Source organism: Streptomyces sp. NPDC042002, from assembly GCF_055588305.1.
Window position 1 is genome coordinate 28,849 of the sequence record NZ_JBVJCT010000009.1, and the last position, 12,735, is coordinate 41,583.

The 12,735-nt window shown below is 69.7% G+C and carries 10 protein-coding genes; 9 read left to right on the forward strand and 1 reads right to left on the reverse strand.

The window, feature by feature from the left end; all coding sequences use genetic code 11:
* Nucleotides 1–15: 15 nt before the first annotated feature.
* Nucleotides 16–336: a bifunctional 3-phenylpropionate/cinnamic acid dioxygenase ferredoxin subunit gene (locus tag ACZ6KY_RS16020; RefSeq protein ID WP_469310908.1), complete on the reverse strand. Its 321-nt coding sequence runs from the start codon at nt 334–336 to the stop codon at nt 16–18.
* Between the two features lie 213 nt (nt 337–549).
* Between ACZ6KY_RS16020 and ACZ6KY_RS16025 the strand changes: the two genes are divergently transcribed.
* From ACZ6KY_RS16025 to ACZ6KY_RS16065, 9 genes are all read left to right on the forward strand, one after another.
* Nucleotides 550–1,371 (forward strand): IclR family transcriptional regulator, encoded by an 822-nt coding sequence (locus tag ACZ6KY_RS16025; RefSeq protein ID WP_469310909.1) that lies wholly within the window; start codon nt 550–552, stop codon nt 1,369–1,371.
* 491 nt (nt 1,372–1,862) lie between these two features.
* A complete protein-coding gene (locus tag ACZ6KY_RS16030; RefSeq protein ID WP_469310910.1) occupies nt 1,863–2,948 on the forward strand; it encodes an S-(hydroxymethyl)mycothiol dehydrogenase in 1,086 nt (361 codons plus the stop codon).
* Nucleotides 2,945–3,151, forward strand: coding sequence for a hypothetical protein (locus tag ACZ6KY_RS16035; protein ID WP_469310911.1), 207 nt, complete (start codon nt 2,945–2,947; stop codon nt 3,149–3,151). Before ACZ6KY_RS16030 ends, ACZ6KY_RS16035 begins: the two co-directional genes overlap by 4 nt.
* 34 nt (nt 3,152–3,185) lie before the next feature.
* Nucleotides 3,186–5,642, forward strand: coding sequence for a GcvT family protein (locus ACZ6KY_RS16040; protein WP_469310912.1), 2,457 nt, complete (start codon nt 3,186–3,188; stop codon nt 5,640–5,642).
* 49 nt (nt 5,643–5,691) lie between these two features.
* Complete coding sequence (gene solA / locus ACZ6KY_RS16045) at nt 5,692–6,846, forward strand: N-methyl-L-tryptophan oxidase (protein WP_469310913.1); 1,155 nt, start codon at nt 5,692–5,694, stop codon at nt 6,844–6,846.
* 11 nt (nt 6,847–6,857) lie between these two features.
* On the forward strand, nt 6,858–8,003 hold the full coding sequence (locus ACZ6KY_RS16050) for an aromatic ring-hydroxylating oxygenase subunit alpha (RefSeq protein WP_469310914.1): 1,146 nt from the start codon (nt 6,858–6,860) through the stop codon (nt 8,001–8,003).
* Complete coding sequence (locus tag ACZ6KY_RS16055; RefSeq protein WP_469310915.1) at nt 7,996–9,462, forward strand: aldehyde dehydrogenase family protein; 1,467 nt, start codon at nt 7,996–7,998, stop codon at nt 9,460–9,462. Before ACZ6KY_RS16050 ends, ACZ6KY_RS16055 begins: the two co-directional genes overlap by 8 nt.
* A 141-nt stretch (nt 9,463–9,603) precedes the next feature.
* The gene (locus tag ACZ6KY_RS16060) at nt 9,604–11,166 is read left to right on the forward strand and encodes an APC family permease (RefSeq protein ID WP_469310916.1); all 1,563 of its coding nucleotides are present in this window, start codon (nt 9,604–9,606) and stop codon (nt 11,164–11,166) included.
* 16 nt (nt 11,167–11,182) lie between these two features.
* A complete protein-coding gene (locus ACZ6KY_RS16065) occupies nt 11,183–12,733 on the forward strand; it encodes a GMC family oxidoreductase (protein WP_469310917.1) in 1,551 nt (516 codons plus the stop codon).
* The last annotated feature ends 2 nt before the right edge of the window (nt 12,734–12,735 follow it).

Genomic DNA, 12,735 nt, shown 5'->3' on the forward strand with positions numbered 1-12,735 from the left:
CTGGGGTCACGGCGGTCATGCGGCGGTGCCCTCCTCCGCGGTGAGGTGGACGTGGATCATTCCCTCGTCGACGGTGACACGGTGGGTACGGACGGGGCGGCGTGCGGGGAGGCACATCGGCCGACCGGTGCGGAGATCGAACGAGGCGGCGTGCAGCGGGCATTCGACCAGACAGCCCTCCAGCCATCCCTCCGAAAGGGAGGCGTCCTGGTGGGTGCAGGTGTCGTCGATGGCGTACAACTCGCCGTCGGCGTTGAACACGGCGACCGGTGGCGTGGTCCCGACGCGGACGGATTCGCCCTCGGGGAGGTCTTCAAGGCGGCAGACGGGAATCACGGGCCCCCCTCTCGGTCCGGACATTTCGTCCGCGACCTCTCAGGTCCAGGTCGTCGGGAACCTTCCGGGTTCCGGACGCTTCGGTAACATGATGTTTCACATGGCGCACGAGGGAGCGCTATGCGCAACAGAATCCGCGCGGGAATCCCGTCACGTCAAGGGCTTCCCGCAGATGCGGCCCGAACAGGGCCGTCAGGTGGTGAGAGTTGACCTATGACGCGCACGCAGAAGCGGGCTGAACGCCCCGAGGAGAACCCCGACAACCAGAGCGGCAGGAGCGCGGGCAGCGCCGTCCAGTCGGTGGACCGCGCCGTGAGCGTGCTGGAGATCCTCGCCCGGCTCGGCGAAGCGGGCGTCACCGAGATCGCCGAGGAACTGGACGTGCACAAGTCCACCGCGTTCCGGCTGCTCGGCGTTCTGGAGAACCGCGGCCTGGTCGCGCAGGCCAAGGACCGCGGGAAGTACTACCTGGGAGCTGCCCTGCTGCGCCTCGCGGGGGCGGCGGCGGTGCGCCTCGACATCTCCCAGGAAGGCGTCCCGGTCTGCCGCGAACTCGCCGACGAACTGGGCGAGACCGTCAACATCGCGGTCCTGGACGACGACGCGGCCGTCAACATCATGCAAGCCCGCGGCACCGCGTCGGTCACGGCGCAGAACTGGCTCGGCAGACGCACTCCGCTGCACGCCACGTCCAGCGGGAAGGTGCTGCTCGCGCACATGTCGCCCACCTTGCGGGAGGGCTTGCTGGCACGCCCTCTGCCGCGCTTCACGGAGCGCACGATCACCGGGCCGTCCACCCTGCGCGCCGAGCTGGAGGCCGTGATCGAGCAGGGGTACGGCATCACGCTCGAGGAGCTGGAGCTCGGACTCGCCGCCGTGGCCGCGCCGGTGCGGGCGCACGACGGCAAGGTGATCGCCGCGATCAGCGTGTCGGGACCGGTGTACCGGCTGAACGCGGACCGCCTGCCGGAGCTGTCCAAGCGGACGGTGGCGGCGGGAGCCGAGTTGTCCCGCCGGATGGGCTACGGCTTCTGAGACGGCAGAGACGGCGGGGACGGCCGAGGTGACAGCGGGCGCCGGTCGCCCCTTGGCAGAGCCGTGAGCCACAGACCGCGATGTGAGCCGCGAGCCGCCAGTCCGGGCGCACGGCGGTGAGCCGCAGATCGCGACACCGGCCGGCTCTTCCCGCTAGCGCCCGCACGGTGGAGCGCCGTCACGACCACAGTCACCCCCACCACAGCGACTCCCACCACCGCAACAGACACCACGCTCCAACAGACACCGCCTCAACCGCCAACCACCACCGTTACCGCCGTCGCCTCAAGCCCCTTGAGAACGCGCACTCTTCATGACGCGGGGCCGGGACTCGCCCGCCCCCGCGTCGTTGTGTGTCCGCCGCGTTTCGGGCCCCCAGTTCGTTTTGCCAAGGGTTAACCCCCACCCCTTGACGGCCACCTGACGGCGTTCTCAGTATGTTCCCCATCACGCAACCCATCGTGTAATGCGCAACAGCAGAGGAGCTTGTCGTGCCCCACGAGGTCCGTGCCGCAGTCGCTGTCAAAAAGGGCGCACCCGTCGAGGTGCGGACGATCCTCGTACCCGACCCGGGCCCCGGTGAGGTGCTCGTCGACGTCCAGGCCTGCGGGGTCTGCCACACGGATCTGCACTACCGGGACGGCGCGGTCAACGATGAATTCCCCTTCCTGCTGGGCCATGAGGCAGCCGGCACCATCGAGGCGATCGGTCCCGGCGTCACCGAAGTGGCACCGGGCGACTACGTCGTCCTCGCCTGGCGCGCCCCCTGCGGCACCTGCCGCTCCTGTCGGCGCGGCCGCCCCTGGTACTGCTTCGACTCGCGCAACGCCGCCCAGCCGATGACCCTCCTCGACGGCACCCCTCTCAGCAACGCCCTCGGTATCGGCGCCTTCGCCGAGAAGACCCTGGTCGCGGCCGGGCAGGCGGTGAAGATCGACCCGGCGGCACGGCCGGAGGCCGCGGGGCTGATCGGCTGCGGCGTGATGGCCGGATACGGCGCCGCCGTCAACACCGGCAACGTCGGGCGAGGTGACACCGTCGCCGTCATCGGCTGCGGCGGCGTGGGCAACGCGGCCATCGCGGGCGCCTGCCTGAACGGCGCGATGAAGGTCATCGCCGTCGACATCGACGACAAGAAGCTCGACCTGGCGGAGCGGTTCGGCGCCACCCACACCGTCAACTCGCGGGGAACGGACCCGGTCGAGGCCGTACGCGCCCTGACCGACGGTTTCGGAGTCGACATCGCCATCGACGCGGTGGGCAGGCCGGAGACGTACAAGCAGGCGTTCTACATGCGCGACCACGCCGGTGTGCTCGTCCAGGTGGGCGTGCCCGACCCCGAGATGCGGATCGACCTGCCGCTGATCGACCTGTTCTCGCGCGGCGGCGCCCTGAAGTCCTCCTGGTACGGGGACTGTCTGCCGAGCCGCGACTTCCCCTTCCTCGTCGACCAGTACCTGTACGGGCTGCTGGACCTCAACGCCTTCGTCAGCGAGACGATCTCGCTCGACCAGGTCGAGGAGGCGTTCACGAAGATGCACCGCGGCGAGGTGCTCCGGTCCGTGGTCGTCCTGTGAGCGTCCAGGGCACGGGACGGGGCGAACGCGTCCTCACCTCCGGCCTGTTCAGCGCGAGCGGCCGTCCGTACTCGACCCAGCCGGCGGGCCGGGTCGCCGTCCGCGACCGGATCCTCACCCTCCCCGGCAACACGGTCGTCCGCACCCGAGACAGCGCGGACGTCACCACAGCCCCCGAGCGGCCCGACGCCCGGACCACCTGAGCGCGTTCACTCCCCCACCCCGGCAAGGAGGGGCATGTCCAGCACACCCGTAAGCCATCCCCGTGTCGTCGTCATCGGCGCCGGCATCGTCGGCTGTTCCCTCGCCGACGAGCTGACCGCCCGCGGCTGGAGCGACGTCACCGTTCTCGAACAGGGTCCACTGCCCGCCCCGGGCGGCTCCACCTCGCACGCGCCGGGCCTGGTGTTCCAGACCAGTCCGTCCAAGACGCTGACCGCGTTCGCCCGCTACACGGTCGAGAAGTTCTCCTCCCTTCAGGTCGACGGTGTCTCCTGCTTCGACCAGGTGGGCGGGCTCGAGCTCGCGACCACCCCCGAGCGCCTGGCCGAGCTGCACCGCAGGGCCGGTTACGCGGCCTCCTGGGGAGTCCGCGGCGAGATCGTCGGCGCCGACCGGTGCAAGGAACTCTGGCCGCTCATCGACCGGTCGGCCGTCCTCGGCGGCTTCCACACCCCGGACGACGGGCTGGCCCGCGCCCTGCTCGCCGCCCGCGCCCAGATGGCGCGGGCGACCGAGCGGGGCGCCCGCTTTCTCGACCGTCACACGGTCACCGGCATCGAGAGCGCGGACGGCAGGGTCACCGGCGTCGTCACCGACCGCGGCACGTTCCCCGCCGATCACGTCGTCTCCGCCGCCGGCTTCTGGGGTCCCGTCATCGGGCGCATGGCGGGAGTCGACGTACCTCTGCAACCGCTCGCACACCAGTACGCGCGGACTCGGCCGCTCCGCGAGCTCGCCGGAGCCGAGTCCGAGGCCTCGAAGCCCATCCTGCGCTTCCAGGACCGCGACCTCTACTTCCGCGAGCACCACGACCGCATCGGCATCGGCAGTTACGCCCACCAGCCGCTGCCGGTCGACCCGTTCGGGATCCTCCCGTACGACGAGGCACGCGCGAACGACATGGAGATGCCGTCCTCGTATCCGTTCACCGAGGAGGACTGGGCGCCGAGCTGGGACGACTGCCGCCGGCTGCTTCCCGCGCTGCGCGCCACGGAGATCGAGGAGGGCTTCAACGGCGTCTTCTCCTTCACCCCGGACGGCATGCCGGTGCTCGGGGAGTCCCGGCGGCTCCGCGGTTTCTGGCTGGCCGAGGCCGTCTGGGTCACCCACTCCGCCGGTGTGGCCAAGGCGGTCGCCGAGTGGATGGTCGACGGGCGCGCCTCCATCGACCTGCACGAGTGCGACCTCGCGCGTTTCGAGGACGCGCAGCGTTCACCGTCGTACGTCCGCGAACGCGGCTCACAGCAGTTCGTCGAGGTGTACGACATCCTGCATCCCCTCCAGCCGATGGAGCAGCCGCGTCCCCTGCGCGTCAGCCCGTTCTACGCGCGGCAGCAGCAGCTCGGCGCCCGTTTCCTGGAGGGCGGCGGCTGGGAGCGGCCGCACTGGTACGAGGCGAACGCGCCGCTCGTCGACACGCTCGGTCCCCTCCCCGAACGCGACGCCTGGTCGGCCCGCTACTGGTCCCCGGTCGCAGCGGCCGAGGCGCGGGCGACCCGCGAGAAGGTCGCCCTGTACGACATGACCCCGCTGCGCCGCCTCGAAGTGACCGGCCCCGGTGCCCTCACCTTTCTCCAGCGCATGACCACCAACAACGTCCGCAGGAAGCCCGGCGCGGTCACCTACACGCTGCTCCTCGACGAGACCGGCGGCGTACGTTCCGACCTCACCGTCGCCCGGCTGGCTCCCGACCGTTTCCAGGTCGGCGCCAACTCCCCCGCCGACCTGGACTGGCTGCTGCGGCACGCTCCGCGGGACGTGCACATCAGGGACATCACCTCCGGCACCTGCTGCATCGGCGTGTGGGGTCCGCTCGCCCGGGACCTCGTCCAGCCGCTGACCCGCGACGACTTCTCGCACGAGGGCTTCGGTTACTTCCGCGCCAAAGAGACGTACCTCGGACATGTCCCCGTCACCGCCTTGCGGTTGAGCTATGTCGGGGAGCTCGGCTGGGAGCTGTACACCACGGCCGACCTCGGGCTCAGGCTCTGGGACACGCTCTGGGAGGCGGGCCGGCCCCACGGAGTGATCGCCGCCGGGCGCTCGGCCTTCAACTCCCTCCGTCTGGAGAAGGGATACCGGGCCTGGGGCACCGACATGACCGACGAGCACAACCCGTACGAGGCGGGCGTCGGCTTCGCCGTCCGCATGGACAAGGACGGTTTCGTCGGCCAGGAGGCCTTGCAGGGCCTCATGGCGCAGCAGCCGGCCCGCCGACTCACCCCGCTCCTCCTCGACGACCCCTCCGCCGTCGTCCTCGGCAAGGAGCCCGTTCATGTCGACGGCGCCCCCGCCGGATACGTCACCAGTGCCTCGTACGGCTACACGCTCGGCCGATGCGTCGCGTACGCCTGGCTGCCGGCTCTCGCCACCGGCACGGGCGTGCACATCGGCTACTTCGGCGAGAAGCTCCCCGCGACCGTCGCGGAGGAACCGCTCTTCGATCCGAAGATGAACCGAATCCGCCGTTGAATCCGATGAAGGGTCAAGAGCCGGACCAAAAGGCAGGAGGAGGCCCCCTGTGTCCCCCACGTATGACGTGATCGTGATCGGTCTCGGCGGCATGGGCAGCGCCGCCGCGCATCATCTGTCCGCCCGCGGCGCCCGTGTGCTCGGCCTGGAGAAGTTCGGCCCCGTGCACAACCGGGGCTCCAGCCACGGCGGTTCGCGGGTCACCCGACAGTCCTACTTCGAGGACCCGGCGTACGTCCCGCTGCTCCTGCGCTCCTACGAGCTGTACGACGATCTGGAGCGGGCCACGGGCCGCGACATCGCCACCCTGTGCGGAGGCGTGATGGTCGGGCCCCCGGACTCACGGACCGTCTCCGGCTCACTGCTCTCGGCACGACAGTGGGACCTGCCCCACGAGATGCTGGACGCGGCGGAGATCCGGCGCCGCTTCCCGACCCTGAATCCGCACGACGACGAGGTCGCGCTGTTCGAGGCGCGGGCGGGACTGGTCCGCCCCGAGAACACCGTCGCGGCCCACCTCCAGCTCGCCACCCGACAGGGCGCCGACCTGCACTTCGAAGAGCCGATGACCCGCTGGGAGCCGTACCGGGACGGCGTGCGCGTGCACACGGCCGAGAACACGTACACGGCCGGGCAGCTGGTGATCTGCCCGGGAGCGTGGGCGCCGCGGCTGCTCACCGATCTGGGGGTGCCCTTCCGGATCGAGCGGCAGGTCATGTACTGGTTCCAGCCGACGGGCGGGGTGCGGCCGTTCGAGCCCGAGCGTCATCCGATCTACATCTGGGAGGACGCGGCCGGAGTCCAGGTCTACGGCTTCCCGTCCATCGACGGACCGGAGCTGGGCGCCAAGGTCGCCTTCTTCCGCAAGGGAGTCGAGTGCACCCCGGAGACCATCGACCGGACCGTGCGCGAGGACGAGATCCGGGCCATGGCGGACCACATGTCCCGCTGCATCCCCGACCTGCCCGGCACCTTCCTCAAGGCCGCCACCTGCATGTACTCGAACACCCCCGACGAGCACTTCGTCATCGCCCGCCATCCCGCACACCCGGAGTCCGTGACCGTGGCCTGCGGCTTCTCGGGGCACGGCTTCAAATTCGTACCGGTCGTCGGTGAGATCCTCGCCGATCTCGCCCTGGACGGCTCCACCGAGCACCCCATCGGCCTGTTCGCCCCCCACCGCCTCGCGGCCGCGCCAGCCTGAGGAGTACGCACGTGACGACGATCCCTGTCTCCCCGTCCCCGCTTTCCCCCAGCCTGATCGCCACGCTCCCCGGGCACTACTACACCGATCCGGAGATCTTCCGGCAGGAGCAGGAGCGGCTCTTCGAGTCGATGTGGTTCTGTGCGGTGCGCTCCGCGGATCTCGCGAGGCCCGGAGCCTTCCGTACCGTCCAGGTCGGCCGGGAGAGCGTCCTGATCACCCGCTCCCGCACGGGTGAGCTGCGCGCCTTCCTCAACGTCTGCCGTCACCGTGGCGCCCGGCTGTGCGCCGAGGAGTCGGGCGAGGTGCGGCGCAACCTCCAATGCCCGTACCACGCCTGGACGTACGACCTCGAGGGCAGGCTGGTCGCGGCACCGAACCTGGTGAAGATGCCGGACGTGGACCGCGTCGAGTACGGCCTGGTCAAGGTCGCCCTGCGCGAGTGGCTCGGCTACGCCTGGGTGTGCCTGGCGGACGAGCCGCCCTCCTTCGAGGAGACGGTGACGGGCGCGGCCGTGGAGCGGCTCGGCAGCGCGGCGGCCATCGAGCACTACGGTGCCGAGAACCTCGCACTCGGCCGGCGCGTCACCTACGACGTGCGGGCGAACTGGAAGCTGCTCGTCGAGAACTTCATGGAGTGCTATCACTGCGCGACGATCCACCCCGAACTGACCGAGGTGCTACCGGAGTTCGCGCAGGGTTACGCGGCGCAGTACTACGTCGGCCATGGCGCCGAGTTCGGGGAGGAGATCAAAGGCTTCACCGTCGACGGCAGCGAGGGCTTCGCCAGACTGCCCGAGGTCGCGGACGACCAGGACCGCCGCTACTACGCGATCACGGTGAAACCGACGGTCTTCGTCAATCTGGTCCCGGACCATGTCATCCTGCACCGCATGTTCCCGCTCTCCGAGGACCGTACGGTCGTCGAGTGCGACTGGCTCTACGCCCCGGAGGTCGTCGAGTCGGGTGCGGACGTGTCCAAGTCGGTGGAGCTCTTCCACCGGGTGAACGAGCAGGATTTCGAAGCCTGTGAAAGGACACAGCCGGCGATGGCGTCCCGGGCCTATCGCAACGGTGGTGTGCTGGTTCCGACCGAGCATCACATCGGGATCTTCCATGAGTGGTTGATCGCGCGACTGGGAGGCCCACGTGCCTGACCTGTACATCGACGGAACCTGGCGGGGCCCGCTCGACGAGGGCACCCGGGAGATCCGCTGTCCCGCCGACGGCTCCCTGGTCGGCGTCGTCGACGAGGCGGGCGGCAAGGACACGGTGGAGGCCATCGCCGCCGCGCGCCGCGCCTTCGACGAGGGCCCCTGGCCCACGACCCCGGCCACGGACCGTGGTGACCTGCTGCTGCGTGTCGCCGACCTCCTCGTCCGCGACAAGGACGCCCTCGCGCGCGCCGAGTCACTGGACACCGGCAAGCGGCTCGTCGAGAGCGAGTACGACATCGACGACATCGCCAACTGCTTCCGCTACTTCGGCCGGCTGGCCGCGGCCGAGACCGGCCGGGTCATCGAGACGGGCACGCCGAGCGTCGACAGCCGTGTCGTGTACGAACCCGTCGGGGTCTGCGCGCTGATCACCCCGTGGAACTATCCGCTTCTGCAGACGGCCTGGAAGGTGGCGCCGGCGCTCGCCGCTGGCAACACCTTCGTTCTCAAGCCGAGCGAGCTGACTCCGCACACGGCGATCCATCTGATGCGGCTCCTGGAAGAGGCGGGAGTGCCGCCTGGCGTCGCCAATCTGGTGCTGGGCGCGGGCCCCGAGGCGGGCGCGCCGCTCGCCGACCATCCGGATGTCGACCTGGTCTCCTTCACCGGGGGCCTGGGAACCGGACGCCGTCTGATGGCCGCCGCTGCCGGGACGGTCAAGAAGGTGGCGCTCGAACTCGGCGGCAAGAACCCGAACATCGTGTTCGCCGACGCCGACTTCGAGACGGCCGTCGACATGGCGCTGACCGCGGTCTTCCTGCACTCAGGTCAGGTCTGTTCGGCGGGCGCTCGGCTGTTGGTCGAGGACACGCTGCACGACCGGTTCGTCGACGAGGTCGTACGGCGGGCCTCGGAGATCAGACTGGGCGGGCCGTTCGACGAGCGGGCACAGACCGGTCCGCTGATCTCGGCGGCGCATCGCGCCAAGGTCGAGGCGTACGTCGCCAAGGGCCTGGCGGAGGGAGCCGTGCTGCGTTGCGGTGGCGCACGGCCGACGGGGCCCGGTTTCGACGCGGGGTTCTACTATCCGCCGACCGTCCTCGACGAGTGCAGCGGCGACATGTCCGTGGTCCAGGACGAGTCCTTCGGGCCCGTGCTCACCGTGGAGCGCTTCAGCGGCGAGGCCGAGGCGGTGCGTCTCGCCAACGACACGGTCTACGGGCTGGCGGGCGCCGTCTTCAGCACCGACGCGGCCAAGGCCCAGCGCGTCGCGGCCCGGCTGCGCATCGGCACGGTATGGATCAACGACTACCACCCCTACGTCCCGCAGGCCGAGTGGGGAGGCTTCAAGCAGTCCGGCCTCGGCCGCGAACTCGGACCGGCGGGGCTGGCCGAGTACCGCGAGGCCAAGCACATCTGGCGCAACACCGACCCGTCCCCGCAAGGCTGGTTCGCCTGATCCGGATCGTCCGGGGCGGCGCACCCGGCCGCCCCGGCGCAAGAACGCGGACATGGCGCCCGCGTACAGCCCCCTCATAGAAGCCAGGCACCCGCACGAGCCGATCCTCTCCCCTCCCCCAGGCCCACCTGGAGTCCGCTCATGACGACCACAGACCAGCCGTCCGGCCCACACCACCACGACGACACCGAGCTCGCCGAGTTCGGCTACAGACCCGAACTCAAGCGCACGCTCGGCAACTTCCACACCTTCGCCGCCGGCATCAGCTACATCTCCATCCTCACCGGCACCTTCCAGCTCTTCTACTTCGGCTACGCCAGCGGCGGTGCCGCCTACTGGTGGTCCTGGCCGATGGTCTTCGCCGGACAGTTCATGGTCGCGCTCTGTTTCGCGGAGCTGGCCGCGCGCTATCCCGTGGCGGGATCCGTCTACAACTGGTCGAAGAAGGTAGGCAATCCGCATCTCGGCTGGCTGGCCGGCTGGATGATGCTGATCGCCTCCATCGTGACGATCTCGGCGGTGGCGCTCGCCTATCAGCTGACGCTCCCGCAGATATCCTCCGTCTTCCAGATCGTCGGGGACGGGAACGGGAAGTACGACGTCGCGACCAACGCGGTCGTCCTGGCCACGGTGCTCATCCTCTTCACGACCCTGGTGAACGCCTTCGGTGTGAAGCTGATGGCCACCATCAACAGCGCGGGCGTCTTCATCGAGCTGATCGCCACCGTGGTCCTCATCGTGCTGTTCGCCGTCCACATCACCCGCGGACCGCAGGTGGTCACGGATACGGCGGGCACGGGCTCCGGGCACTCGGCCGGCTATCTGGGCGCGTTCCTGGTGGCCTCGCTGGCGTCGGCGTACGTGATGTACGGCTTCGACACGGCGGCCTCGCTCGGTGAGGAGTCCCTGGACCCCTCCCGCAACGCTCCGCGGGCCATCATCCGCGCGATCGTCGCCTCGTTCGTCCTGGGCGGTCTGGTGCTGCTGCTCGCGCTGATGAGCGTCTCCAGTCTGAAGGGGGAGAAGCTGTCGACGGAGGGTCTGCAGTACATCGTGCTCGACGTGCTCGGCCCGACGGCGGGCAAGGCGATGCTGTGGTGCGTGCTGATCGCGGTCACGGTGTGCGCGCTCGCGGTGCACACGGCGGCGATCCGGCTGGCCTTCGCGATGTCCCGGGACAACAACCTGCCCGGGTCCTCGCTGATGGCCCGGGTCAGCCCGCGCTTCAAGACCCCGGTGCTGCCGGCGGTGATCATCGGCGTCCTGGCCGTCGCGATCCTCGTCGTGAACATCCGCCAGCCGCAGATCTTCACCGTGGTCACCAGTATCGGCATCGTCATGATCTATCTCGCCTACCTGGGTGTGACCGTGCCGATGCTGGTGGCCCGGCTGCGCGGCAGATGGCAGCCCGCGGGCGACGGCAAGTTCTCGCTCGGCCGCTGGGGCCTTCTCGTCAACATCGTCGCCGTGGTCTGGGGCGCGGCCATGACGGTCAACCTGATCTGGCCGCGTGCCGAGGTGTACAACGCCGCCGCGCCGTTCCACTGGTATCTGCGCTGGGGCGCGGTGCTGTTCGTCGCCGTCATCGGAGCCGGCGGCTTCGCCTACTACTGGTTCATCCAGCGCCACCGCACCGGCGTACTCGACGAGCACCGGCTGCGACCCGCCGCCCCTGCTCCGCTCACCGCTCCGGCGGCCGACTGAAGGAGGTCAACAGCTCATGAGCAACGATGAGTTCGACTATGTCGTGGTCGGCGGCGGTACCGCGGGCAATGTGGTCGCGGCCCGCCTCAGCGAGGACCCATCCGTCACCGTGTGCGTCCTGGAGGCCGGACCCAGCGACGTCGGCGACGACGACATCCTCAGACTGGACCGCTGGATGGGCCTGCTGGAATCCGGCTACGACTGGGACTACCCGGTCGAGCCGCAGGCCAGCGGCAACAGTTTCATGCGGCACGCCCGGGCCAAGGTGCTCGGCGGCTGTTCCTCGCACAACTCCTGCATCGCCTTCTGGGCTCCCGCGGAGGACCTCGACGGCTGGGCCTCCGCGGGCTGTACGGGCTGGAGTTCGGCCGACCTCTTCCCGCTCTACCGGCGGCTGGAGTCGAACGACGCTCCGGGCGAGCATCACGGCCGCACCGGCCCGGTGAAGGTGCGCACGCTGAAGGGAGAGGACCCGTGCGGCGCGGCCCTGCTGGAGGCGTGCGCGCGGGCGGGCATACCGACCACGGCGTTCAACACCGGTACGACGGTGGTCCGGGGCGCCAACTGGTTCCAGATCAACTCCGACGAGAACAACATCCGGCAGTCCTCGTCGGTCGCGTATCTCCACCCGGTCATGGGCAAGCGGCCGAACCTCTCGGTACGGACGGGGGTGCGGGCGAAGAAGCTGGTCCTGGAAGGACGGAGGTGTGTCGGCGCCGAGTACCTCGACCCGGATCTGATCCACACCAGGACGGTCCGCGCCCGTCGCGAGGTGATCGTGTCCTGCGGTTCCATCGACACACCGAAGCTGCTGATGCTGTCGGGCATCGGGCCCTCCGGACAGCTGCGCGAGGTCGGGGTCGACGTGGTCGTGGACGCGCCGGGCGTCGGCGAGAACCTCCAGGACCACCCCGAGGGCGTCATCATGTGGGAGGCGAAGCAGCCCATGCCCACGACGTCCAGCCAGTGGTGGGAGGCGGGCATCTTCTACGACACCGAACCGGGCCTGGACCGGCCGGACCTGATGTTCCACTACGGCTCGGTGCCGTTCGACATGAACACCGCGCGGCACGGATTCCCCACGTCGGAGAACACGTTCTGCCTCACCCCGAACGTCACGCGCGCCAAGTCCCGCGGCACCGTGCGACTGCGCACCCGCGACTACCGGGACAAACCGAGGGTCGACCCGCGCTACTTCACGCACGAGCACGACGTGCGGGTGATGACGTACGGGCTGAACCTGGCACGGCGGATCGTCTCCCAGCCCGCGCTGAGCGGCTGGGCGGGCGCGGAGCTGGCCCCGGGGCCGGACATCCGGTCCGACGACGAGCTGCTGGACTACATCCACAAGACCCACAACACCGTCTACCACCCGTCCTGCACCGTGAAGATGGGCGCGGACGACGACGCCACGGCCCCGCTCGACGCGCGGCTGCGGGTCAAGGGGGTCGGGGGTCTACGGGTCGCGGACGGCTCGGTGATGCCGGATCTGATCTCCGTGAACCCGTGCATCACCACGATGATGATCGGCGAGAAGTGCTCCGACCTGCTGAAGGAGGACGCGTAGCC